The sequence below is a fragment of the Sphingobium boeckii genome (assembly GCF_014199215.1).
Lineage (GTDB): Bacteria > Pseudomonadota > Alphaproteobacteria > Sphingomonadales > Sphingomonadaceae > Sphingobium_A > Sphingobium_A boeckii.
The window spans coordinates 384,115-408,195 of sequence record NZ_JACIJC010000005.1; the positions used below are offsets into that span (position 1 = coordinate 384,115).

At 63.9% G+C, this 24,081-nt stretch carries 24 protein-coding genes; 9 read left to right on the forward strand and 15 right to left on the reverse strand.

Annotated elements, in window-relative coordinates; translation table 11 throughout:
* Positions 1 to 25: 25 nt before the first annotated feature.
* Positions 26 to 658: a carbonic anhydrase gene (locus FHS49_RS16405; protein ID WP_184020616.1), complete on the reverse strand. Its 633-nt coding sequence runs from the start codon at positions 656 to 658 to the stop codon at positions 26 to 28.
* A 67-nt stretch (positions 659 to 725) separates the two neighbouring features.
* Here FHS49_RS16405 and lipA point away from each other — a divergent pair, with 67 nt between their 5' ends.
* Both lipA and FHS49_RS16415 read left to right on the forward strand, forming a co-directional pair.
* Positions 726 to 1,658 (forward strand): lipoyl synthase, encoded by a 933-nt coding sequence (gene lipA / locus FHS49_RS16410; protein ID WP_184020618.1) that lies wholly within the window; start codon positions 726 to 728, stop codon positions 1,656 to 1,658.
* A gap of 6 nt (positions 1,659 to 1,664) precedes the next feature.
* Complete coding sequence (locus tag FHS49_RS16415; protein ID WP_184020620.1) at positions 1,665 to 2,141, forward strand: type II toxin-antitoxin system RatA family toxin; 477 nt, start codon at positions 1,665 to 1,667, stop codon at positions 2,139 to 2,141.
* Here the strand turns inward: FHS49_RS16415 and FHS49_RS16420 are convergent.
* Genes FHS49_RS16420 through FHS49_RS16430 form a run of 3 tightly spaced genes read right to left on the reverse strand, consistent with a single transcriptional unit; the run spans position 2,087 to position 4,324 of the window.
* Complete coding sequence (locus FHS49_RS16420; protein ID WP_184020622.1) at positions 2,087 to 2,602, reverse strand: CinA family protein; 516 nt, start codon at positions 2,600 to 2,602, stop codon at positions 2,087 to 2,089. The genes FHS49_RS16415 and FHS49_RS16420 overlap by 55 nt on opposite strands.
* A 4-nt stretch (positions 2,603 to 2,606) precedes the next feature.
* Entirely contained in the window at positions 2,607 to 3,158 is a 552-nt protein-coding gene (locus FHS49_RS16425; protein WP_184020624.1) for a hypothetical protein, read from the reverse strand.
* The gene (locus tag FHS49_RS16430; RefSeq protein ID WP_184020626.1) at positions 3,155 to 4,324 is read right to left on the reverse strand and encodes a bifunctional 2-C-methyl-D-erythritol 4-phosphate cytidylyltransferase/2-C-methyl-D-erythritol 2,4-cyclodiphosphate synthase; all 1,170 of its coding nucleotides are present in this window, start codon (positions 4,322 to 4,324) and stop codon (positions 3,155 to 3,157) included. Before FHS49_RS16430 ends, FHS49_RS16425 begins: the two co-directional genes overlap by 4 nt.
* 142 nt (positions 4,325 to 4,466) lie before the next feature.
* Between FHS49_RS16430 and dusB the strand changes: the two genes are divergently transcribed.
* From dusB to hflX, 7 genes are all read left to right on the forward strand, one after another.
* Positions 4,467 to 5,465 carry a tRNA dihydrouridine synthase DusB gene (gene dusB, locus FHS49_RS16435; protein WP_184020628.1) on the forward strand — a complete coding sequence of 333 codons (999 nt, stop codon included), beginning with the start codon at positions 4,467 to 4,469 and terminating at the stop codon, positions 5,463 to 5,465.
* Positions 5,441 to 6,553 carry a two-component system sensor histidine kinase NtrB gene (locus tag FHS49_RS16440; RefSeq protein ID WP_184020630.1) on the forward strand — a complete coding sequence of 371 codons (1,113 nt, stop codon included), beginning with the start codon at positions 5,441 to 5,443 and terminating at the stop codon, positions 6,551 to 6,553. Before dusB ends, FHS49_RS16440 begins: the two co-directional genes overlap by 25 nt.
* A complete protein-coding gene (gene ntrC, locus FHS49_RS16445) occupies positions 6,550 to 8,001 on the forward strand; it encodes a nitrogen regulation protein NR(I) (protein ID WP_184020632.1) in 1,452 nt (483 codons plus the stop codon). The genes FHS49_RS16440 and ntrC overlap by 4 nt, the downstream gene beginning before the upstream one ends.
* Before the next feature lie 153 nt (positions 8,002 to 8,154).
* Entirely contained in the window at positions 8,155 to 10,344 is a 2,190-nt protein-coding gene (locus FHS49_RS16450) for a sensor histidine kinase (RefSeq protein ID WP_184021226.1), read from the forward strand.
* A gap of 2 nt (positions 10,345 to 10,346) precedes the next feature.
* Complete coding sequence (gene ntrX, locus FHS49_RS16455) at positions 10,347 to 11,732, forward strand: nitrogen assimilation response regulator NtrX (RefSeq protein WP_184020634.1); 1,386 nt, start codon at positions 10,347 to 10,349, stop codon at positions 11,730 to 11,732.
* Between the two features lie 124 nt (positions 11,733 to 11,856).
* Positions 11,857 to 12,345 carry an RNA chaperone Hfq gene (hfq, locus tag FHS49_RS16460; protein ID WP_184020636.1) on the forward strand — a complete coding sequence of 163 codons (489 nt, stop codon included), beginning with the start codon at positions 11,857 to 11,859 and terminating at the stop codon, positions 12,343 to 12,345.
* A complete protein-coding gene (gene hflX, locus FHS49_RS16465) occupies positions 12,342 to 13,643 on the forward strand; it encodes a GTPase HflX (protein WP_184020638.1) in 1,302 nt (433 codons plus the stop codon). The genes hfq and hflX overlap by 4 nt, the downstream gene beginning before the upstream one ends.
* 122 nt (positions 13,644 to 13,765) lie before the next feature.
* Here the strand turns inward: hflX and mazG are convergent, their stop codons facing one another.
* The 11 genes from mazG to FHS49_RS16520 all read right to left on the reverse strand — a co-directional run bounded on the left by mazG (position 13,766) and on the right by FHS49_RS16520 (position 24,081).
* Positions 13,766 to 14,509 (reverse strand): nucleoside triphosphate pyrophosphohydrolase, encoded by a 744-nt coding sequence (gene mazG, locus FHS49_RS16470; protein ID WP_184020640.1) that lies wholly within the window; start codon positions 14,507 to 14,509, stop codon positions 13,766 to 13,768.
* Positions 14,510 to 14,572: 63 nt separating this feature from the next.
* A complete protein-coding gene (locus tag FHS49_RS16475) occupies positions 14,573 to 15,151 on the reverse strand; it encodes a retropepsin-like aspartic protease family protein (protein WP_184020642.1) in 579 nt (192 codons plus the stop codon).
* A gap of 14 nt (positions 15,152 to 15,165) precedes the next feature.
* Positions 15,166 to 15,933: an MBL fold metallo-hydrolase gene (locus tag FHS49_RS16480; protein WP_184020644.1), complete on the reverse strand. Its 768-nt coding sequence runs from the start codon at positions 15,931 to 15,933 to the stop codon at positions 15,166 to 15,168.
* Positions 15,930 to 16,706, reverse strand: a complete 777-nt coding sequence (locus FHS49_RS16485) for a TatD family hydrolase (protein WP_184020647.1) — start codon at positions 16,704 to 16,706, stop codon at positions 15,930 to 15,932. Before FHS49_RS16485 ends, FHS49_RS16480 begins: the two co-directional genes overlap by 4 nt.
* A 5-nt stretch (positions 16,707 to 16,711) precedes the next feature.
* Positions 16,712 to 18,262, reverse strand: a complete 1,551-nt coding sequence (gene metG / locus FHS49_RS16490) for a methionine--tRNA ligase (RefSeq protein WP_184020649.1) — start codon at positions 18,260 to 18,262, stop codon at positions 16,712 to 16,714.
* Between the two features lie 140 nt (positions 18,263 to 18,402).
* The gene (locus FHS49_RS16495; protein ID WP_184020651.1) at positions 18,403 to 19,380 is read right to left on the reverse strand and encodes a DNA polymerase III subunit delta'; all 978 of its coding nucleotides are present in this window, start codon (positions 19,378 to 19,380) and stop codon (positions 18,403 to 18,405) included.
* The gene (tmk, locus tag FHS49_RS16500) at positions 19,377 to 20,012 is read right to left on the reverse strand and encodes a dTMP kinase (protein ID WP_184020653.1); all 636 of its coding nucleotides are present in this window, start codon (positions 20,010 to 20,012) and stop codon (positions 19,377 to 19,379) included. The genes FHS49_RS16495 and tmk overlap by 4 nt, the downstream gene beginning before the upstream one ends.
* A complete protein-coding gene (locus FHS49_RS16505; protein WP_184020655.1) occupies positions 20,009 to 21,172 on the reverse strand; it encodes a D-alanyl-D-alanine carboxypeptidase family protein in 1,164 nt (387 codons plus the stop codon). Before FHS49_RS16505 ends, tmk begins: the two co-directional genes overlap by 4 nt.
* A gap of 22 nt (positions 21,173 to 21,194) precedes the next feature.
* Positions 21,195 to 22,169, reverse strand: a complete 975-nt coding sequence (locus FHS49_RS16510; protein WP_246350865.1) for a septal ring lytic transglycosylase RlpA family protein — start codon at positions 22,167 to 22,169, stop codon at positions 21,195 to 21,197.
* Between the two features lie 4 nt (positions 22,170 to 22,173).
* On the reverse strand, positions 22,174 to 23,217 hold the full coding sequence (locus tag FHS49_RS16515) for a lytic murein transglycosylase (protein ID WP_184020657.1): 1,044 nt from the start codon (positions 23,215 to 23,217) through the stop codon (positions 22,174 to 22,176).
* Positions 23,218 to 23,316: 99 nt separating this feature from the next.
* On the reverse strand, positions 23,317 to 24,081 hold the full coding sequence (locus FHS49_RS16520) for a sulfotransferase family 2 domain-containing protein (RefSeq protein ID WP_184020658.1): 765 nt from the start codon (positions 24,079 to 24,081) through the stop codon (positions 23,317 to 23,319).

Here is a 24,081-nt window from a genome sequence, read left to right on the forward strand (position 1 = left end):
AAGGGTGTCGGTTGGCGGGCCGGCTCTAGGCCAGGTAAAATTCGCCCGTCGTCTCGTCCAGCGAATGAAGCTGGCCATCGGCGATTGCGAAATACGCACCGTGCAGCGTGAGCGTGCCCGCCGCTTCGCAGCGCTGGACGCACGGAAAGGTGCGCAGGTTTGCGATGCTGACGCGCACGGTCTCCAGTTCGAGCGCATGGATCGCCACATCGCCCTGGCCATGTTCCGCGGTGATCCGATCGCGCGCGTCGTCCAGAAGATCGATCCAATGCGCGATGAAGCCGCCTTCGCCGGGGCGAGCATGTTCGAATTTGCGGGTGAGCGCGGCATGGACGCCGCCGCATTGGCCGTGGCCCATCACCACGATTTCGGGCACCTCAAGCTGGGACACCGCGAATTCCAGCGCGGCGGACACGCCATGCCGGCCGCCGCCCAGCTCGAACGGCGGCACCAGATTGGCGATGTTGCGCACGACGAACATCTCGCCGGGCGCGGTATCGAAGATGATGCTGGGATCCACGCGACTGTCCGAACAGGCGATCACCATCACCTTGGGCGATTGCGCGGCCGCCAGTGCGTCCCATCGCTCGCGCTGTTCCACCCAGCCGGCGTTGCGGAAGCGGTGATAGCCTTTGAGCAGCGTGTTATAATCAGTCATGCGATGTCCGTTAGCCGGTGCAGGGCAGGGGTGGCAACCGGGCGCGTTAATCGCTATCTGCACGAGCATGTCTGAAGCCGATCCGATCGCCATCCCCGCCGCCCGTCCCGAACGCCAGCGCAAGCCCGACTGGATTCGCGTGAAAGCGCCCACCAGCGTGGGTTTCGCAGAGACCAAGGCGATGATGCGCCGGCTCAATCTGAATACGGTGTGCGAAGAGGCGGCGTGCCCCAATATCGGCGAGTGCTGGACGAAAAAGCACGCCACGGTGATGATTTTGGGCGATGTCTGCACGCGCGCCTGCGCCTTTTGCAATGTGAAGACGGGGATGCCGCGCCAGGTGGATGCGCTTGAGCCGCAGCATACCGCCGACGCGGCCGCCGAGCTTGGGCTTGAGCATATCGTGATCACCTCGGTCGATCGCGACGATCTGCCCGATGGCGGCGCGTCGCAATTCGTGAAGGTGATCGAAGCGCTGCGGCGGACCACGCCCAGCACGACGATCGAGATTCTGACCCCCGATTTCCGCAACAAGCATGAGCGCGCCGTGGAAGCGATCGTGGCGGCGCGGCCGGACGTCTATAATCACAATCTGGAGACGGTGCCGCGGCTGTATCCCACGATCCGGCCCGGCGCGCGTTATTATGCCTCGCTGCGCCTGCTCGAATCGGTGAAGCGGCATGATCCTTCGATCTTCACCAAATCGGGCGTGATGCTCGGTCTGGGCGAAGAGCGGCTCGAAGTGCATCAGGTGATGGACGACATGCGCTCGGCCGATATCGATTTCCTGACGATGGGCCAATATCTCCAGCCGACACCCAAACACACCAAGGTGATGGATTTCGTGACGCCCAAGGCGTTTGATGCCTATGCCGCGATTGCGCGCGCCAAGGGCTTCCTGCTGGTCGCGTCAAGCCCGCTCACGCGTTCGAGCTATCACGCCGGCGACGATTTCGCGCGGATGCGTGGGGCGCGCGAGGCGAAGCTGGCACGGAGCTGATCGGCCATGCCCCGTCACGCCGAAACCCGTCATCTGCCCTATTCGCCCGAACAGGTGTTCGATCTGGTCGCCGACGTGGCGCGCTATGGCGAGTTTCTGCCCTGGGTGAGCGCGGTGCGCGTGCGATCGAATAGCGAGACCGAGATGGTCGCCGATCTGATCGTGGGCTTTTCCGCGCTGCGCGAGACCTTCACGTCCAAGGTCAACAAAGTGCGACCTTCTGAATTGAGCGTCGATTATGTCGACGGGCCGCTCAAGCATCTGCGCAATGAATGGGCGTTTCGGCCGGATGGCCAAGGCGGCACCATTGTCGATTTCAGCGTGGATTTCGCCTTTCGCTCTACCCTGTTTGAGCGGATCGCCGGGCAGATGTTCGATCGCGCGCTGCGCAAGATGATCGGCGCGTTCGAGGAACGGGCCAAGGCCCTTTACGGCAGCGACGGCTCGGGCATCAGCAGTTCGAGCGCGCACAACGCCGCCTGAAGCCGGATCCCGCCCCGGCCGAGATCGCCAAAGGCGCGCGTATCGGCCATGATGTCATCCTGAGGCGCGCCCTTTTCGGCGCGCGCGAAAACCACGGTGCCCACGGGCTTTTTCTCCGATCCACCCTCCGGCCCGGCAATCCCCGTGATCGCCACCGCAATATCGGCACCCGAGCGCTCCTGCGCGCCGCGTGCCATGGCCCAGGCGACCGCGATCGACACCGCGCCGAAGGTTTCCAGCACATCCAGGCTCACGCCGAGCTGCCTGATCTTCGAATCATTGGAATAGGTGACGAAGCCGCCTTCGAATACGTCGGATGAACCCGGTATTTCGGTCAGCGCCGCGCTCACCAGACCGCCAGTGCAGCTTTCTGCCAGCGCGATCGTGCGTCCGGCGGCGCGATTGGCCTCGATCACCTTGCGGGCCGCGGTGACGAGCGTTTCGGGAAGGAGCAGGTCCATAGGGTTACAGATCTTCGGTAAGGGGACAGATATCGGGATCGCTCTTCTTGCGCTTCTTGCCGGATTTCTCCGCTTCGTCACGCGCGACGATCTGCAGGATGGTGGCGATCGCGCCCGCCATGTTTTCGGGCGGCAGCGGTTCGAACAATTCGATCATCCGGTTGATCGCGCCGCAATCCTTCAGCGCGATCTCCTTCGTCAATTGGGGCACGAGCATCTCGGTCATGAGATCGAGCCCGGCTTCGCCCATCCCGGCGACCGCCTTCTCTCCGCCTGCGACCTTGACGAAGGCGGATTGCGCCAACGCCATGCTGGTCGCGCTCTGCGCCTGATACCGCGCGAAAATCGGCGCATCGGGCCGATTGAGCAGGGCCGATTGGGGCAGCACCGGCGCGCAGGTTTCGGCCACCGCTTTCAGCGCATGGGGCATCAGAACCAGCGCGAGCGCCTGGACTTCATCGCCCGTGACACAGCCTTTGCTGGCGGCGTGCGCCTGCCCGGTCAGCAGAGCGATCACCGTCGCGGACGAAATCATGATCCCGCGCAGATATCTCATATGTCCCCCAAAATACGCACCGTCGCGACGGCCTGCGCCGCAATGCCTTCTCCGCGCCCGGTGAAACCTAGCCGCTCGGTCGTGGTCGCTTTCACGCTAACCCTGCCCAGGTCCAGCCGCAACAGCGCTGCGATGCGCGCGCGCATGGCGTCCCGATGCGGGCCGATTTTGGGGGCTTCGCAGATGATCGTGACATCCACATGATCGACGATCCCGCCCGCCTGCGCGATCAGGCCGGCGGCGTGCTGGAGAAACCGGTCCGAAGACGCGCCGCGCCACTGCGCATCGGACGGTGGAAAGTGCATCCCGATGTCGCCCGCGCCGATCGTGCCGAGCAGCGCATCGGTGAGCGCATGGAGCGCCACATCGGCGTCGCTATTCCCTGACAGGCCATGGGTGTGCGGGATCCGGATGCCGCAGAGCCACAGCGTTTCGCCCGCCACCAGGCGGTGGACATCATAGCCCATCGCGGTGCGCGTGGTGGCGCGCGCCGCCAGACGGGTTTCGGCGCTGACGAAATCCTGAGGGTGGGTGATCTTTTCCAGAGCGGGCTCTCCCTGCACGATCGTCACGGCGAAACCCGAAGCGCGCGCCATCTGCGCATCGTCGGTCGCTTCGTCTGCAGCATTCCAGTTCCGGTGTGACGTCATGATGGCAGGAAAGCGGAAAGCCTGGGGGGTCTGGACACGGACCAGCGCATCGCGGGCTATGGTTTCGCCCAAGATCCCGTCATCGCGCGCCAGCGTGTCGGCCACGGGCAGGGCAGGGACCGCGCCTTCATGATCCTCCAGCGCCGCCAGCAGCCGGTCGATCACCGCAGCCGGCAGCAAAGGCCGCGCGGCATCATGGATCAGCACACGGCCTGCGCCACCCGCGGCAGCGATGGCGTCAAGCCCCGCACGGACCGATTCGCGCCGGGTCGCGCCGCCGATGATCGGGGGCGGGAGATCGCGACCGGCCACGGCCTGTGCCAGCAATACTTCCTGCCCCGCGCCGATGACGATCAAGATCGAATCGATGCGGGGATGCATGGCGAAGGCATCCACGCTATGCGCCACCACGGCCTTGGAGCCCAGGCGCGCATATTGCTTGGGCAAGTCCCCACCGGCACGCGCGCCCTGTCCGGCGGCGACGATCAGGGCAATGGTTGGGCCATCAGCGGTCATGCCCGCCGCCTAATGGAAAACGGGCGGGGTGCAAGCCTTTGTAGGAAGCCCTGTTGCATCGTCACGCGACAGGGCGCGTGTCCGCAAGCCTTGCCCCCAAACCGCATAACCGCTAAAGGCCTTCCTCTTTTTCAAGCAGATCATGACGACACTTGCTCCCATCCATATCGGTCCCGTGCGGATCGAGACGCCCGTGCTGCTGGCGCCGATGACGGGCGTCACCGATCTGCCGTTTCGCAAGGCCGTGCGCCATTATGGTTCGGGACTGAACGTGACCGAGATGGTCGCCAGCCAGGCGGCGATCCGCGAAACCCGCCAGTCGATCCAGAAGGCGGCGTGGGACAAGGTGGAAGAGCCGATCTCGATGCAGCTCGTGGGCTGCACGCCTTACGAAATGGGCGAGGCCGCCAAGCTGAGCGAAGACCGCGGCGCGGCGATCATCGACATCAACATGGGTTGCCCGGTCCGCAAGGTGACCAATGGCGACGCCGGATCGGCACTGATGCGCGATCTGAAAAACGCCGCGACGATCATCGACGCCACGGTGAAGGCGGTCTCCGTGCCGGTGACGCTCAAGATGCGGATGGGCTGGTGTCACGACAGTCTCAATGCCCCCGAACTCGCGCATATCGCCGAGGATCTGGGCGCGAAGATGATCACCGTTCACGGGCGGACGCGCAATCAGATGTATAAGGGATCGGCGGACTGGGCGTTTATCCGCACCGTGAAGGACGCGGTTTCCATTCCCGTGATCGCCAATGGCGATATCTGCACGGTGGAAGACGCCGCGGATGCGCTCGCGCAATCGGGCGCGGATGGCGTGATGATCGGGCGGGGCGCTTATGGCCGGCCCTGGCTACTGGGGCAGGTGATGCGTTATTTGACCACGGGGGAGCGCATTCCCGATCCCTCGATCGATGAACAATATCACCTGATCCTCAATCACTATCGCGCGATGCTCGATCATTATGGCGAGTTCACCGGCGTGAACATGGCGCGCAAGCATATCGGCTGGTATACCAAGGGGCTCACCGGCTCCGCCGAATTCCGCAACACGGTCAATCAGCAGCCCGACGCGCAGGTCGTGCTGGCGATGCTCGAGACATTCTATACGCCATGGCTCTCCCGGGCAGCGGCCTGATCCGGCTGGGGCGGCGCGCCGCCGCCACGCCCGATGTGCGGATTCCCGCCTTTGCGGAGCTTTTCGCCGTCTTGCCGACGCCTTTCATGGTGGTGGACCCGGCGGGGATGGTGGCCGAAGCCAATATCGCGAGCGAAACGCTGCTCAATGTGGGCCGCACCGCGATCATCGGCCGCATGATCGAAGACATGATCGGGCATCCGCTTACCTCGATGCGCAATGATGCGCCGTTCGCGGCCTATGATCTGGAGATCGTGCTGCCCGATGGCCGGCATCGCCGCGTGGATCTGATGGCCGCACCTCTGCCCGATCATCAGGGCTGGCGCTCGATCACGCTGCACAGCCGCGTGCCGGCGCATATCGTGGGGCGGCGTGCCGAGCGGGAGGGGGGCAAGATGACCGCGATCGGCGCGGCGGCGATGCTGGCGCATGAGATCAAGAACCCGCTTTCCGGCATCCGCGGCGCCGCGCAATTGCTGGAATCGAGTGTGGACGAAGGCGCGCGCGATCTGACGGTGCTGATCCGTGACGAGGTGGACCGGGTGACCAAGCTGATCGACCGGATGGAGGGCTTTACCGACACCCGCAGCCTGGACCTCAAGCCGCAGAATATCCATTCGATCCTCAGCCATGCGTGCGAAGTGGCGCGGCAGGGGTTTGCGCGCGACATCAGGATCCGGGAATCCTATGATCCCTCATTGCCCGAGGTGATGGGACACCGCGATTCACTGGTGCAGGTGATCATCAATCTTTTGAAAAATGCCGCCGAAGCGATCGGAGACCGGGACGACGCCCGCATCGTGCTGACCACCGCCTATCGCCACGGCGTCTCCTTCGTGAAGCAGAATGGCTTTGGCAAGCTGTCGCTGCCGATCGAAGTATGCGTGATCGACAATGGCCCCGGCGCGCCGCCCGAAATCGGCGAGCATCTGTTCGATCCCTTCGTGACATCGAAGCGCACCGGCAGCGGGCTGGGCCTAGCGCTGGTGGACAAATTGATCACCGATCAGGGCGGGATCGTCGAATATGCGCGCGAAGGGCGGCCTGCGCTGACCGTGTTCCGCCTTTTGCTGCCGAGAGCGCGATGAGCGCGGGCCGCATCCTGGTGGTGGATGACGATGCCGCGATCCGCACCGTGGTGCGCGAAGCGTTGCGGCGGGACGGCCATATCGTGGAGACCGCGGCGTCCGTGGCCGAGCAGCGCCGCGCGCTGGCGAGCTTCGATCCCCATGTGCTCGTCACCGATGTGATGCTGCCCGATGGCAACGGGCTTGATCTGGTTCCGGAGATCCTGGCCGGCCATCCCAATATGCCGATCATCGTGCTCTCCGCGCAGAACACGCTGGCAACGGCGGTGCGCGCGACCGAGCAGGGTGCTTTCGAATATCTGCCCAAGCCGTTCGATCTGGCAGAATTGAGCCGGGTGGTGGCGGATGCGCTGGCGATGCGCAGCGCCGCCAGCGGCGCGGATGACGTGTCTCCGCCCGCCGAGGATATCCCGCTGATCGGCCGTTCGCCGCCGATGCAGGAAGTGTATCGCACGATCGCGCGGGTGGTGGCGAACGATCTCACCGTGCTGATCCTGGGCGAATCGGGCACGGGCAAGGAATTGGTGGCGCGCGCGATCCATGATCTGGGGCGGCGCAAGACCAAGCCGTTCGTGGCGATCAACATGGCCGCGATCCCGCGCGAATTGATCGAATCCGAACTGTTCGGCCATGAACGCGGCGCGTTCACCGGTGCTCAGATGCGCACCGCGGGCAAATTCGAACAGGCGCAGGGCGGCACGCTCTTCCTCGACGAGATTGGCGACATGCCGATGGAGGCGCAGACGCGGCTGTTGCGCGTGCTGCAGGAAGGCGAATTCACCACCGTGGGCGGCGCGCGGACGATCCGCGCGGATGTCCGCATCATCGCCGCGACCCACAAGGATCTGCCCGCGATGATCGCCGCCAATGGCTTTCGCGAGGATCTGTTCTACCGCCTGAACGTGGTGCCGATAGCCTTGCCCGCGCTCCGCGACCGTTCAAGCGACATCGGGGAACTGGCGCGCCATTTCCTGGACAAGGCCGCGCAGGAAGGCCTGTCCCGCAAGCGGCTGGGCGAGGATGCGCTAGCGCGGCTGGCGGCGCATGGCTGGCCCGGCAATGTCCGCGAGCTGGAAAATCTGCTACGCCGTCTGGCTGCGCTCAGCCGCGAAGACGTGATTTCCGGGCGGATGATCGATCAGGCGCTGGCGGGCGGCGGCGCGGAGCCGATGCCACAGCTTTTCGCGGGCAGGGGGCTGGAAGATTCGATCGAAACGCATCTGTCCGCCTATTTCGCCAGCTTCGGGGCGGATTTGCCGCCCGACGGGCTTTACGATCGCATCCTGGCCGAAGTGGAAGCGCCCTTGCTGCGCATGACGCTGGCGGCGGTGAAGGGCAATCAGCTTCGCGCCGCCGATCTGCTGGGCATCAATCGCAATACGCTGCGCAAAAAATTGACCGACCATGCGATCGATCCGGGCCGGTTGCGACGAAGCGGCCCGGCATAGCGCCCGTTCCTCGGGAAAAAATGCGACCCTGTGTTGGTCTTGCAACGCGAATGTTGTATGGATGCAACGGTGAGTGCAGTTTTCAGTGACACTTCTGTGAAAACCTCCCGCTGGCGGCGTATCCTGTCGGTGGTGGCACGCCGCAACAACATCATGCCCTGGATCGAACTGGCCACGCTGGGCCTGGCGATCGGGATCGCCGTGGCCAGCTATTTCGTGGTCGAAGGCGAACCCGATAGCCAGCGGCTGCTGTCTCCGGCGCTGATCGCGCTGCTGCTCGTCGCCAATCTCGTCCCCGGCGTGGCGCTGTTGGTGCTGATCGGGCGCAGGATCGCCAAGAAGCGCGCGGCGCGATCGCCGATGGGCGGCGGCGGCAAGCTCCATGTGAGGCTGGTCGCGATCTTTTCGGTCATCGCCAGCGTGCCGATGCTGCTGGTGGTGATCTTCGCATCGCTGCTGTTTCAATATGGCGTCGAATTCTGGTTTTCGGACCGCGCGCGCTCCATGCTGGAAAACGCCAGCCTGATCGCCGAGCAGACCTATCAGCGCGAAGTGGACCGGGTTTCGAGCGAAACGGTCACCATGGCGAGCGATCTGGGCTATTATCTGGACGAAACCTCGATCGAGAACCCCGAATTTCCCGAATATTTCGGACGGCAGGTGCTGTATCGCAATCTCTCGGAAGCGATCATCCTGACCGTGACCAAGGAACGCGGCATCCAGGCCTTTGCGCTCGTCAATCCCTATGATCGCCCGCTGGACAAGATCATCACGCCGCAGATCGTGGCTGAATTCGAAAAGGATCAAAAACGCGTCGTGATCCCCGTGAGCGGGGCGGACCGGATCGGCGCGCTTACGCGCATGAACGGCGCGCTCAATACCTATCTCTACGCCTCACGCGTGTTCGAGCCGCAGATGGCGGCGAACGTCAAGCGCGGCGAAGCCGTGCTGGCGGATTACAAGGCGTTGCTCGGACGATCGCGTGCGCTGCAGCTTCAGTTCAATCTCGCCTTGCTGGTGATCTCGCTGCTGCTGGTGGGCGCGGCGGTGTGGATCGCCTTGCAGGTGGCGGACCGGCTCGTGCGCCCGGTGGGCGATCTGGTGGCCGCGGCACAGCGGATTTCGGATGGCGATCTCTCCGCCCGTGTGGAAACGCCGCTCCGTCAGGACGAGCTTGGCCGCCTGGCCAGCGCGTTCAATCACATGACCCGCAGATTGCAGGAGCAAACCGGCGCGCTGGAAAGCCGCCGCGCCTTTATCGAGGCGGTGCTGACCGGGGTCACCGCCGGCGTGATCTCGATCGATCCGGCGCGCAAGGTGCTGCTGATGAACAGCTCGGCCTCGCTGTTGCTCAAGACCAATGGCGCGGAGCCGACCGGGCGCAATCTGGCCGATCTGGCGCCGGAGCTGGACGAATTGGTGGGGACGGGGGATCGCAACGAGATCGTGCAGATCAACACCGGGGGCGAACCGCGCACGCTGGCGGTGAAAGTGGTGTGCGACGACTCCGGCCATGTGCTGACCTTCGACGATATCACGCAGCAGGTGCTCGATCAGCGCCGCGCCGCCTGGTCCGATGTGGCGCGACGGATTGCGCATGAGATCAAGAATCCGCTCACCCCGATCCAGCTTGCCGCCGAACGCCTCCAGCGGCGGTATGGCAAGCAGATCGTGGACGATCCGTCCACCTTCGAGCGGCTGACCTCCACGATCGTGCGCCAGGTGGCGGATCTGCGGCGGATGGTCGATGAATTCTCGTCCTTCGCGCGGATGCCCAAGCCGCTGTTCCGGCAGGAGTCGCTCACCGACATCGCGCGTCAGGCGCTGTTCCTGCATGAAGTGGCACATCCCGACATCCGTTTCGCGCTGGAGCAGGATGGCGAGATCGTATCGCTGGTGTGCGACCGCCGCCAACTGGGGCAGGCGCTCACCAATCTGGTCAAGAATGCGATCGAGGCGATCGAGCAAAAGCTGGAAGCACCGAACAGCGCGCATGAGCAGGGGCAGGTGATGCTCTCCATCATGCGCGCGGCCGACGGGCAGCGGCTGATCGTGAGCGTGGCCGATAACGGCATCGGCTTGCCCGAAGAGCGCGATCGCCTGGTCGAGCCCTATGTCACGACGCGGGTGCGCGGCACCGGCCTCGGGCTCGCCATCGTCAAGAAGATCGTTGAAGAGCATTTCGGCACGATGCAATTCGCGGACAATCCCGGGGGGGGCACGATTATTTCGATGACGTTCGATCCAGCCATGCTCGACAGCGTGGCCGAGGATCCCTCCGCCGCGGGTGACGGCGATGGGGAACGGACACCCAGGGCATTGATGCGAAAAAGGAACGACTGAGCATGGCGCTAGACATTCTGATAGTCGATGACGAGCAGGATATCCGCGATCTCGTCTCGGGTGTGCTCGAGGATGAGGGCTATGCGGCGCGCAGCGCGGGCAATAGCGATACCGCGCTGGAGGCGATCGCCGAACGACGGCCGTCGCTGGTGCTGCTCGACGTGTGGCTGCAGGGCTCGCGTCTGGACGGGCTCGATCTGCTGGAAGAGATCAAGCGGCGCGACGCCTCTCTCCCCGTCTTGGTGATGTCGGGCCATGGCAATCTGGACACCGCCGTCGCCGCGATCCGGCGTGGTGCTGTCGACTTCATCGAAAAGCCGTTCGAGGCGGCGCATCTGCTCCATCTTGTTTCGCGCGCGACCGAGACCGAGCGGCTGCGGCGCGAAAACGCGTCGCTCAAGGCGCAGATCGGCCGCGAAGAGGAATTGACGGGCAATTCGGCGGCGATCAACACCGTGCGCGCCACCTTGAAGCGCGTCGCCGCCACGGGCAGCCGCGTGCTGATCACCGGCCCTGCGGGTGTCGGCAAGGAAGTGGCCGCGCGCCTGCTGCATATGTGGAGCAACCGCGCCACCGCGCCGTTCATGGTCGTCAGCTCGGCGATGATGGAGCCCGAGCGGGTGGAGGAGGAATTGTTCGGCGTGGAAGAGGGGGGGGAGCTCGTCCGCCCCGGGCTGCTCGAACAGGCGCATGGCGGCACGCTGTTTCTCGACGAGATCGCGGATATGCCGCTCACCACGCAGGGCAAGATCCTGCGGGTGCTCACCGATCAGAGTTTCACCCGCGTTGGCGGGCAACGCATCGTGAAGGTCGAATTGCGCGTGGTCTCCGCCACGTCGCGCATTCTGGCAGAGGAAATCGCGGCCGGGCGTTTCCGCGAAGATCTTTATTACCGGCTCAATGTCGTTCCGGTGCATCTGCCGCCACTGGCCGAACGCCGCGAAGACATTCCCCCGCTGATCGAACATTTCGTGGCGCGCTACGCCAGCGAACGCCGCGTGCCCGCGCCGTTGGTGGCGAGCGATGCGCTGGCGGCGCTGCAGGCTTATGACTGGCCGGGCAATGTGCGCCAGCTTCGCAACATCGTGGAGCGCACGATCATCCTCGCGCCCGGAGACCGGATCGGCCAGATCGACCTCGATATGCTGCCCGGCGAAATCCGCGAGGAGCAGGGCGGCGGGGTCGGCAACGCCACATCGGCGATCATGGGTGCCCCCCTCCGCGAGGCGCGCGAGACGTTCGAACGCGAATATCTGCGCATCCAGATCCGCCGCTTTTCGGGCAACATTTCGCGTACCGCGACGTTTATCGGGATGGAACGCTCGGCGCTCCATCGCAAGCTCAAGCTGCTCGGCATCGCCGAAGTGAAGGTGGATGGCGAAGAATAAGCACCGCCGCGATGGACGAACGGGCGGAGAGCACCTAAATGGATGCCGCGACACTGCAAATCTGACGCCCCTTGACAGGCGCAATCGCGGGCCATGACCCGCCAAGAAAAAGGAATGGTAGCTAATGCCAGAAAAGATGAACAACCTTCAGGATATCTTCCTGAACACACTGCGCCGCTCGAAAACGCCAGTGACGATGTTCCTGGTCAAGGGCGTGAAGCTGCAGGGGATCATCACATGGTTCGATAATTTCTCGGTGCTGCTGCGCCGCGATGGCCAGTCGCAGCTTGTCTACAAGCACGCGATTTCCACGGTGATGCCATCGGGTGCGATCGATCTCCGCCCGATCGAGGCGGCGTTCGTCGAAGGCGGCAAGAAATCGAAGCTGCTGCAGGAGGTATTCCTTCACGCGGTTCATCGGTCAGGCGCGCCGGTCACGATGTTCCTTGTGAATGGCGTGATGCTTCAGGGCGAGATCGTGGCCTTTGATCTGTTCTGCATGTTGCTCCAGCGCGATGGCATGTCGCAGCTTGTCTACAAGCACGCGATTTCCACGGTGCAGCCGTCCCAGCCGATCAATCTGGCCGAAGAGACGGATTCGGACGAAGATTGAGCGTTTTTGACCGCGCCGATGATGACGGGCTCGCGCGTGGCGCGCGGGCCGTGATCGCTCTGCCCGATACGGGCCAGTCTTCCCGAGACGCGGATGCGCGGCTCGAGGAAGCGGCGGGCCTTGCAGCGGCGATCGGCATCGATGTGCAGGACCGGCTGCAATTCCGCATCCGCGCCGCCAAGCCCGCGACGCTGTTCGGCAGCGGGCAGGTGGAGCAGATCGCGACGGCGGTGCAGCAGGCCGAGGCCGAACTGGTCATCGTGGATGGCGCGCTGACCCCGGTTCAGCAGAGCAATCTCGAAAAAGCGTTCAAGGCCAAGGTGATCGACCGCACCGGGCTGATCCTCGAAATCTTCGGCGAGCGCGCGGCCACCGCCGAGGGGCGACTGCAGGTCGAACTCGCGCATCTCGATTATCAGGCGGGGCGGCTCGTGCGGAGCTGGACCCATCTCGAACGGCAGCGCGGCGGCTTCGGCTTTCTGGGTGGTCCGGGCGAAACCCAGATCGAAGCGGACAGGCGGATGATCCGTGACCGCATGGCGAAATTGCGCAAGGAATTGCAGGAGGTGAGCCGCACGCGCGGCCTCCACCGCGACCGACGCAAGCGCGCGCCCTGGCCGATCATCGCGCTGGTGGGCTATACCAATGCCGGAAAGTCTACGCTTTTCAATCGGATGACAGGTGCTGCCGTCATGGCGGAAAATCTGCTCTTCGCCACGCTCGATCCCACGATGCGGCAGATCCGCCTGCCCGGCATCGACAAGGCGATCCTGTCCGACACGGTGGGGTTCGTTTCCGATCTGCCGACGCAATTGGTTGCGGCGTTTCGCGCCACGCTCGAAGAAGTGACGGCGGCGGATCTCATCATCCACGTCCGCGATATCGCGCATCCCGATAGCGACGCGCAAAAGCATGATGTGGAGCAGGTGCTCAAAGACATCGGCATGGTCATCGAAGGGGAAGGGGCCGTTCCCGTGATCGAGGCGTGGAACAAGATCGACATGGCGGACGCCGATACCCGCGAAGCGCTGGAGGGGGAGGCGGCCCGTCGCGCTGACGTGGCGCTGCTCTCCGCCATGACCGGCGAGGGCGTGGAAACGCTCGGCGAAACGGTTGCCACGATGCTGACGGCGCGCAACACGGTGCGCACGGTCCGCGTCGCGCAAAGCGACGGTGCTGCGGTTGCCTGGCTCCATGCGAATGGCGAGGTGATCTACCGTGCTGAGGAGGGGGAAATGATCCGCTTCGACGTGCGGCTGTCCGATATCGACTGGGGACGGTTCGAATCGCGCGGGTGATTTTGGTATAGGGTCATGCCCACCCCAATCCGTCCATCCCGAGCGAAGTCGAGGGACGCACAGTGCAGGTGGGGCGTCCCTCGACTGCGCTCGGGACAAACGGATTGTGGGGTCAGTTGCGGCTATTCCTGCCGCTTGGCCCGCTGCCAGAGCGTTTCCTTGGCCTCAAGGGAAAGGTCTGCGAACGCATCGCCGGCGATGTCCTCCATCACCCTGAACCGCCCCTCGAACTTCCGATTGGCCCGGCGCAGCGCGACCTCGGGATCAATGCCCCGATGGCGCGCCCAATTGACCACGGCGAAGAGCAGATCGCCAAATTCATCCTCAAGCGCCTCCGCGCTGTCGGCCTGTTCGATTTCAAGCACTTCCTCGTCGATCTTCGCACGCGCGCCCGAGGGATCGGGCCAGTCGAAGCCGGTGCGCGCGGCGCGCTTCTGCAGTTTTTCCGCACGCATCAGCGCCGGGAGCGCCAGCGCGACACCCGCCAGTGCGCTCTGATCGTCCTTCTGGCCGCGCTCGGCGGCCTTGATGACCTCCCATTGCGCATGGCCATCCGCACGCGGATCGAATCCGAACACATGCGGATGACGGCGCGTCATCTTGTCGCAGATGGCGGTTACGACATCGGTCAGCGCGAAATGACCGGCTTCCTCGGCGATGCGCGCATGGAACACGACCTGCAGCAGCAGATCGCCAAGCTCGTCCTTGAGATCCGCCATATCGTCGCGCGCGATCGCGTCGGCCACTTCATGCGCTTCCTCGATCGTATACGGCGCGATCGTCGCGAAACTCTGCTCGATATCCCAGGGGCAACCCGTCTCGGGATCGCGCAATCGGACCATGATTTCGACGAGAGGGGTGATCATAGGGGGCACGCCTTGGATGGATATAAAAGTTCGATAATATACATTATGTAAAATTCAGAGCGATCAGGATTCAAGGATGAGGGTGCTCCCCTCAACCCGCCAGCTCTTGAGAGAGCTCAGGAAATTCATCCCGAGCAAATTCATCTCGCTCATGCCGGGCATCACGATCACGCCGACATCCGCGCGTTTGATCGGGCCGAGTTCGATCGTTGCCATCCGCGCGCGCCGGCCTTCGGCCATGCCATTGGCGGTATCGACGATCACCGGATAGCCGCTTTCATCGACCGCGACGTTCGCGGCCTTGGCTGCATCCGAGGTCAGCGACGTCGTCGTCGCGCCGGTGTCGATCATGAAGCGCACCGGGCGTCCGTTGACGCTGGCGTTGACGCTGAAATGCCCATCATCGCCGCGCGCGATCCTGAGTGTGCCGCCGACCGCATCCTCGCTCTGGCCTGCGCCGGCGAGCTTCACGCGGTTCCAAAGGCCGCCGAAATCATCCTTGAGCGCGTAGAGCATGAAACCGAAGCCGAAGATCGCCACCCAGGCCAAGGCCATTTTGGCGGTATCCTTGAGCGGCAACCGTCGCGCGGCGAGCGAACTGGCGACCAGCACGAGGCAGCCCAAGGCTGCGACCAACTGCATATTGTCGCTCTCGCTCATCCGATCTCGATCTCCAAGCCGTCCCATCCCGGCTCCACATTATCCGGCAGCGCCGCCGCCAATGTGGCATAATCCATGGATTGGTCCATATGCGTCAGCACCGCATGACGCACATCGAGCGCCGCAATCCAGCCCAGCGTTTGCGCGAGATGCGGGTGTGTCGGATGCGGTCTGTAGCGCAGCGCATCAACCGCCCAAAGATCCAGGCCTTCGAACAGTTTCTGCATATTATCAGTCAAGATATTAAAATCAGTTGAATATCCGATCGAACCTTCGGGGCCATCGAAGCGCAAGCCGGCCGAGGTGATGGTCCCATGCGGCTGATCCGTGACGCGGATGCGGATATCACCGATGGTCCAGTCATCCTCGAGCAAGGCACCGGACACCGTGGGCGGATAACCGTCGCGACCGTAAAAGGCGTAAGCGAAACGGTGTTGCAGCGAGGCCAGCGTGTCAGGCCGCGCATAGCCGGTGACCGGGCGGCCGCGCGCGTGGAACAACTGCCGCAGATCGTCGATCCCGTGGCAATGATCGGCATGGTCATGCGTCCAGATCACCGCATCCACATCGTCCACGTCGGCGCTCAGCAATTGTTCGCGCAGATCGGGCGACGTATCGACCAGAATGCGTGTGGTTTCACTTTCGACGATGATCGAGGCGCGGCGTCGGCGGTTTTTGGGATTGGTCGGATCGCAATCGCCCCAGTCATTGCCGATCCGCGGCACGCCCGATGATGTGCCGCACCCGAGGATGCGCAGCTTCACGCGGTCGCCCGGCTGAACAGTGTGCGGAAATTGCGGCTCGTCTGTTCGGCCAGTGTCTCCACGCTGACACCGCGCAACGTGGCGAGAAACCGCGCGGTATCCGCGACATAACCGGGTTCGCAGGTCTTGCCGCGGTGCGGCACGGGGGCCAGGAAGGGCGAGTCGGTTTCGATCAACAGCCGGTCCGCGGGCAGCCGCGCGGCGGTGTCCTGCAGATCCTTGGCGTTCTTGAACGTCACGATGCCGGAAATGGAGATATAAAGTCCCATTTCCAGTGCCTTGTCTGCGAAGGCTCCACTGGCTGTGAAGCAATGGATCACACCGGGATAAGCCCCCTTCCCCATTTCCTCCGCCATGATCGCGGCGGTATCCTCCTCGGCATCGCGGGTGTGAACGATCAGCGGCAGCCCGGTCTCGCGTGAGGCCGCGATATGGCTGCGGAAGCTCGTCTGCTGCCGGGCGCGGTCCGAATGATCGTAATAATAATCAAGGCCGGTCTCGCCGATCCCGATCACCCTGCGGTGCGCGGCCTTGGCCACCAGTTTGGCGGTATCCACATCGGGATGCTGATCGGCCTCATGCGGATGGATGCCGACCGTGGCCCAGACGTCCGCCGCGCGCTCGGCGGTGGCGATCACATCATCCCATTCGCTTTCGCGCGTGGCGATGTTGAGCATGGTGCTGACCCCAGCCGCCCGCGCGCGTGCCAGAACGCCGAGCTGATCCTCGATCAATCCCTTATAATTCAGGTGACAATGGCTATCGATGAACATGGGACTCAGGCCTCTGCCGGCATTTCCAGCCGCGGGAAGATGCCCGTGGGCGGCGCGAGCGTAAAGCCTGAGGCGGCTAGACGGTCATACCATTGCTCATCCTCCAGCGCGGCATAGTCGCGGCCCTCGGCGTTCAACTGATCGAGCAACCGCGCCGAGGCGTCCGGGATGATCGGGCTGATCGCGATGGCCAAATCGCGGATAGCGCGGACCAGCGTCTCCAGCACCGCGTTCATCCGCTCCGGATCGGTCTTGCGCAGCGCCCAGGGTGCCTGGGCGTCGATATATTGATTGCAGGCGAACACGCCGCGCAGCCATGCCTCGATCCCCTGCGAAAGCCCGAGATCGGCAAATGCCGCCGGGACATCCTTGCGTGTGATCTGCGCGATCTGGTTGCGCAATTCAGTGTCCGCCGGCTCGCTGCGGCCACCAGTGGGCAAAGTGCCAAGGTTTTTCGCGATAAAGCTCAAGGTGCGCTGGGCCAGATTGCCGAAGCTGTTGGCCAGATCGGCATTGCAGCGCGATACAATCGCTTCGGCGCTATAGCTGCCATCGTTTCCGAAGGTGACTTCGCTCAGCAGGAAATAGCGCAATTGATCGACACCGAAGCGTTCGGCAAGCTCGATCGGATCGGCGACATTGCCGAGCGATTTGGACATCTTTTCCCCGCGATTGAGCAGGAAGCCGTGGCCGAACACCTGTTTTGGCAGAGGAATGTTCGCAGACATCAGGAAGGCCGGCCAGTAAACAGCATGAAAACGCACGATATCCTTGCCGATGATATGCACGTCTGCCGGCCAGAATTTGCGGAAATTCTCCGTATCGTCGGGATAGCCGAGGCCGGTGAGATAATTGGTCAGCGCATCGACCCAGACATACATCACATGTCCGTCGCTGCCCGGCACCTTTACCCCCCAATCGAAGCTGGTGCGCGAGATCGAGAGATCGGACAGGCCCCCCTCCACGAAGCGCATCACTTCGTTGCGGCGGCTTTCGGGGCGAATGAAATCGGGATTGTCCGCATAGAGCTTGAGCAAGGGCTCCTGATATTTGGAGAGACGGAAGAACCAGGTCTCCTCGGCAGTCCAGGTAACGGGTGTCCCCTGGGGCGAGAGCTTAATGCCCCCTTCCCCGTCGGTCAGTTCCTTCTCGTCATAATAGGCTTCGTCGCGAACCGAATACCAGCCTTCATAGCGATCGAGATAGAGATCACCGCTGGCTTCCATCGCCCGCCAGATCGCCTGGCTCGCGGCATGGTGCGCGGGTTCGCTGGTGCGGATGAAGCGATCGCACGAAATATTGAGGGCGGCGACCATATCCCGGAAATAGCCGGACATTTCTTCCGCCAGCGCGGGCGTCTCCACGCCCTTGTCGCGCGCGGTCTGCACCATCTTCAGGCCATGTTCGTCGGTGCCTGTCATGAAGAAGACGTCGCGGCCCATCAGCCGCTGGAAGCGCGCGATCGCGTCGGTGGCAATGGCCTCATAAGCATGGCCGATATGCGGGCGGCCATTGGGATAGCTGATTGCGGTGGTGATATAGAAAGGGTCTGCCATGAGCGGGCTTTAGGGGGCGGACGGGATGGGATCAAATCAAACCTGTCATTCCCGCGCGGGCGGGCAAATCCAGCCTTTTCATGAGGCATCCGAAAGAAAGAAGAAGCTGGATTCCCGCCTGCGCGGGAATGACAATGTGACTAACGCGCGGCTTTCGGTGCCAGTCCGGACAGTATCGTCGCCAGTTCGAACACCACGCCCTGCGGATCGAGCGACAGGCCAACCGCGCCCCCGGCCAGGTTGCGCGCCTCTTCCCAGCGGCCGAGTGCGTCGTGCAGTGCGGGACCGCTCCGCTCTTTGGCGCGCGCGGCGATGAAGGCGGGCACGCGCTGGAGAAAGGCTTCATAGCGCATCTGCGCGGCCTTGGTGGCGAGGCTCTTGGCCAGTGTGGCGCGCGCGGCATTATACGGATCGCCGGTGCGCGCGATCTCGTCCATCGCACGATCCAGCGTGCCGATGTCCAACCCGGCATAGCCCATGGCGCGGCCGGGGGAGCCCTCCCCCGCCTTCACCAGCGCGTCGATCTCGTCGGGCGCGGCATCATCCAGCGTCTCGCGGAGGATGCGGCCCACCACCGGATCCGCCAGCGGACCAAAGCGTAGCACGCGACAGCGCGAACGGATCGTGGGCAGCAGACGCCCCGGCGCATGACTGACCAGCAGGAACAGGCTGTCCGTCGGCGGCTCTTCCAGATTCTTCAGCAGCGCATTGGCCGCCCCACGCTCCAGATCGTCGATCGAATCGATCACGATCGCGCGTCGCGTGGAAAAGCTCGGCGTGGTGGCGAACAGCCCCTGCAATCCGCGCACCTGCTCGATATTTATGTTGCGCGCATAGTCATTGGTCTTGTCGCGGAAGATGCGTTCAAGCCGCTGGAAATCGGGATGGCTCCCCGCCGCGATATAGCGCGCCGCGGGATGTTCGGCGGGAACCTCGATCCCGGGTGCGGAGACCGGCCCCATGCCTTCGGCCAGATAGCGCAGCGCCGCCATGTCCGCGAAGCGCGCCTTGCCGACACCCTGCGGACCGGTCAGCAGCCAGGCATGGTGCATCCGCCCGCTGCCGATCGCATCGGAAAAGGCGGCGATTTCAGTGTCATGGCCATAAAGCGACGTCATGGCGTCAGATCCGCCAGGGCATCAAGCAGCCGCGCGGTCACCGCGTCCGGCGCACCGGTGGCATCGATGGCTCGGAAGCGCTGCGGATCCCCGGCGGCATATTGCGCGAAGGCAGCCGCCACGCGCGCATGATAGGCCGCATCGCGTCCGCCGATCCGGTCACTGTCGCCGCGATCGCGCAGAGACGCCCGCCGGGTGGCCTCCGCCTCGGGCAATTGCAGCAGCAAGGTGCGGTCCGGCAGACGGCCCTCGCTCCCGATCCGGTGCAGCGTCAGGATATCCGCATCCTCCAGCCCGCTCGCGCCCGACTGATAGGCGCGCGAGCTATCGAGGTATCGGTCGCTCAGCACCCATTGGCCCGCGGCGAGCGCCGGCAGGATCGTCTTTTCGAGATGATCGGCGCGGGCGGCGGCGAACAGCAAGGCCTCGGCCCGCGGCCCCCAGCGCCCGGCATCGCCCTCCAGCAGCAAGCGGCGGATCGCCTCCGCCCCCTCGCTCCCGCCCGGCTCACGCGTGACGATCAGATCGATCCCGCGCGCCCGAAGTGCCGTGGCGAGGGCTGCGAGCTGGGTGGACTTGCCGACCCCTTCCCCGCCTTCCAGCGTGATGAACCGGCCCGGCCTTCCGGTCACGCGCCGAAGATCGAGAGCAACCCGGCCCAGGCGCGACCGAAGAAACCCGCCTCCGCCACATCGTTCTCGGCCACCAAAGGCATCGTCTGCGGCGGGGTATCAGGCGTGGTGACCACGATATCGGCGATATGATCGCCCTTCTTGATCGGGGCTTTGATCGGGCCGTTATACACGACGCTGACCTTCATATTCGCCGATGCGCCCGTGGGCAGGGTCACCGCAATGTCGCGCGGCGCGATCAGGCCCACCTCGCCATCCGATCCCAATTGCACCTCGGCGGTCTGCACGCGCTTGCCCGCAGCCACGATCGGCATCGAACTCCATGCCTTGAAGCCCCAATCGATGAACTTCACCGATTCCTCGATCCGGCCGTTGAAACTGTCCAGCCCGGCCACGACCATCACGATGCGGCGGTTGTTCTGCACGGCCGAACCCGTGAAGCCATAGCCGGCCTCTTCGGTATGCCCGGTCTTAAGGCCGTCCGCGCCCGGAATGCGGCCGAGCAAGGGATCGCGATTGGCCTGATCGATCACCTTGCCATCGCTCAGCGTGCGGACGAAATTGGGGCGCGCATAATATTGCTTGTAGAGCTTGGGATGGGTTTCGATCGTCGCCTTGGCGAGCTTCACCAGATCGCGCGCGGTGACATAGGAGCGGCCTTCATCGGGCCAGCCGTTCGATGTGCCGAAATTGCTGTTTTTCAGCCCCAGTTCCTTGGCGCGTGCATTCATGCGGGCGACAAAGGCTTCCTCGGTGCCGGCAATGCCCTCGGCCAGAACGACACAGGCGTCATTGCCTGAAAGCGTGACCACGCCCTGAAGCAGATCGTCCACGCTGACCATCTCGCCGGTTTCGAGGAACATGGTGGAGCCGGCTTCGGGGCCATGCCATTTGCGCCAGGTTTCGGGGCGGACCTGGAATTTCTGGTCGAGCTTCAATTTGCCGCTCTGGATCAGATCGAACACGACCATCACGGTCATCATCTTCGCCATGGATGCCGGCGGCATCTTCGTGTCCGCGCCCTTGTCGTAAAGCACCGCGCCGGAGGACAGATCCTCCATATAAGCGATGGGCGCAGCGGACGTGTAGGGCGGTGCCGCAGCGCTGGCGGGAAGGGACAACGCGATGGCGAGAAGCGACGGGATCAGGACGGGTTTCATCGAAATCTTTCAGTAACCGGAATCAGCGCCCCGCATCACGCGAGAGCCGTGCTTCCCGATACCCCTTCGCATTGGCCGAACGCAACGCCTCTTTGGCCTGGGCCTCGCTGGGAAAGGGACCAAAGCGGACGCGGCGGAGCTTGCCCGCCACATCGGTGCGCGCACCGGCCCGTTTCGCAAGCGCATCGGCGCTGGCCGCGCTGGAAAAGGCACCAAGCTGGACATACCATGTGCCCGTGATCGCGGATTTGGCGGCAGGTTTCGTGGGCGCGGTCTTCGGCTTCAAGAGTTGTGGCGGTGCCGCCTTGGCGGGCTCTTCGATGATGAAGCGCCCGGTGGGCTTGGCGGTTTGGGCTTGGGCCAACGCGGTGGCGGACGGCCTTGGCGCGGGCCGGGTCACGATTTCGATCGGCGCGCCGCCCAGCTTGCGGCGCAGCGCCACCAGCAGCGACTTGGGGCTTTCGAGGCGCTCGGGCGCGGCGGCTCCGGCGCGCAGTGCGCTGCGCTCCTGCTCGGGCGGGTTCACCCGGCGCACGCGCACCGGGGCATGGCCCGTGCCCGCAATCCCGAGCTGACGCGCTGCACCCTGGGAGAGATCGATCAGCCGATCGCCGGAAAATGGACCCCGATCATTGATGCGCACGAGGATCGTGCGCCCCGTATCGAGCGCTGTTACCTCGACATAGCTGGGCAATGGCAAGGTGCGATGCGCTGCCGAGATCCCATCGGGATTGAACGCTTCGCCATTGGCCGTGCTGCCGCCACGCAGTTCATCGCCATACCAGCTTGCATAGCCCACTTCATCGTAATTGGGGATATCGGCGGGCACATAGGTTTTGCCGCCGGCCTCATAGGCCTGGCCGATCTTGACGGGATTATCGGAGACGATGCCGCCCTGCCCCACCCCCATAAGGGGACGTTGAACGATCGTCCGGTCCCCATTGCGGTCAACCACCGCACAGGAGCACAGGATCAGCAGCGCGCACGCCGCGGTCATTCGTTCAGCGTTTGATCTCATCAGCCAGCAGCCCCACCGAAAGCGCATAAAGATTGGAACAATTATATTCCAATATCACGCGATAGTTACCGGTGAGCAAATAGGCGGGCGTGCCGGGGCCATCGGGCTCCATCAGCGCGGCCTGCTCGTCATCGCGGATCACCGCGGCACCCGGCTGCGGCAACACGCCCAGCCGCCGCCATTCGGCCATGCTCTTCCACTGGCTGTGGCGCGAGAAGACTCGCGGGCAGCGCGGCGCCACCAGCTTTGTCGCGATGGCAGCGCGGTTGAACCCCGCGGGCACCGTGGCCGCCACACCCCAGGGCGATCCGGGCCGCCAGCCCGCCATCACGAAATAATTGGCGATGGAGGCCAAAGCATCGGTCTCGTTAGACCAGATATCGGCGCGGCCGTCCCCGTCCCCGTCGCGTGCCAGCTTGATATAGACCGATGGCAGGAATTGGGGATAGCCGGTCGCCCCCGCCCAGCTTCCCACAAGCTGGCTGCGCGACACGCCGCGATCGATCATCTTCAATGTGGCGAGAAATTCGGTGGTGAACAGATCGCGGCGGCGCCCATCATAGGCCAGGCTGGCGAGCGAGCGCAGCAGATCGAAATTGCCGGTATAGCCGCCATAATTGGTCTCATGTCCGTAAATGGCGAGCATGATCTCCTCGGGCACGCCCGTCTCACGCTCGATCCGCTCCAGCCTGGGGCGCAGATCGACATATTTGGCATGGCCGCGGCTGATCCGCGCCGAATCGACATGGCTGCGCTTGTAAGCCGCAAATCCGATCGCGACGGAGGGCGTGGTGTCACTGCCCGGCTGCGCCTTGTCCAAGGCGATCACGCGCGGGTTGAAGGTGAGCGTGGGCAGCACCGCGTCCAGCGTGGTGCGGCTGATGCCCTCGCCTTGTGCCCGACCGCGCAGGCCGTTCAGAAAGGATTGGAAGCCCTCTTCGGACTGCGCCTGCGCCGGCATGGCCCATCCCGCCATTGGCAGCATGAGCGACAGCGCCACGGCCATGAGTGATTTACGCTTGAACATGCCGACATACCTCCGGGAAGCCCCAGAGTGACACATTCGGGCCGCAAGAGGAATCCCGTTTCATCCGACGGGATGCACAAAAGACCGTTTCGCAGGATTTCAGCCCGTGGATTCGCGCCGCCGCGCCGCCTCCGCGATGGCGGCCACGTTGCGCATAGGCGGGCCGTTGCGACAGAAATCCACCAGTGCGAAATCGAGCGCGTAAAGCCGCTGGACCCGCGCCAACTGGTGCGGCGACAGCGCAATCTTGTCTCCCGCGCCGCGGTTCAGATGCTCCAGGCGATGGATATCGAAGGGCTTGAGGAACCGCGCCACGCTTTGGCCATCCTCCAGCATCAGCAGCCGATCGATCGCGATCGTGCCGTCCCGCCGGGAGATATACCAGCTTTGGGGCCGGAAAATATGATCGACATGATAAAGGCTCGCGGCGCTTTCGAGATGATCGAGTGCATCGTCGATCGAGCGGAACGCCCGATAGCGCGTCGCAAAGGGCTCCGAAATGGGCTTGAGCCGGCTGCCGCCGGCCCGTCCGAAATGATAGGCCGACAAAAAGCGCTGCACCGGATCGCGCAGGATGGCGAAACTTGGGACATTTTCGAGCAGATCGGGTGCGACGCTTTCATAATAACGCAGCGACGCGTGCTTGATCTGGCGACCATAAAGCGCGTTGCTGATCGACGTGCCCGCATTTTTGGGGATGTGGATGAACAGCGCCCCGGCGGCGCGAATCGCCCCAAGGCGGGCGCGGCGACCGCCGTCCAGCGGTAGCCTCCAGCCCATGTCGCACAGTCTTTCCCTGAAATCGCTGCGCAGATGCACATCGAACAGGCTATGGGCGATCCAGCGTTCGATCTGCTTCTTCAT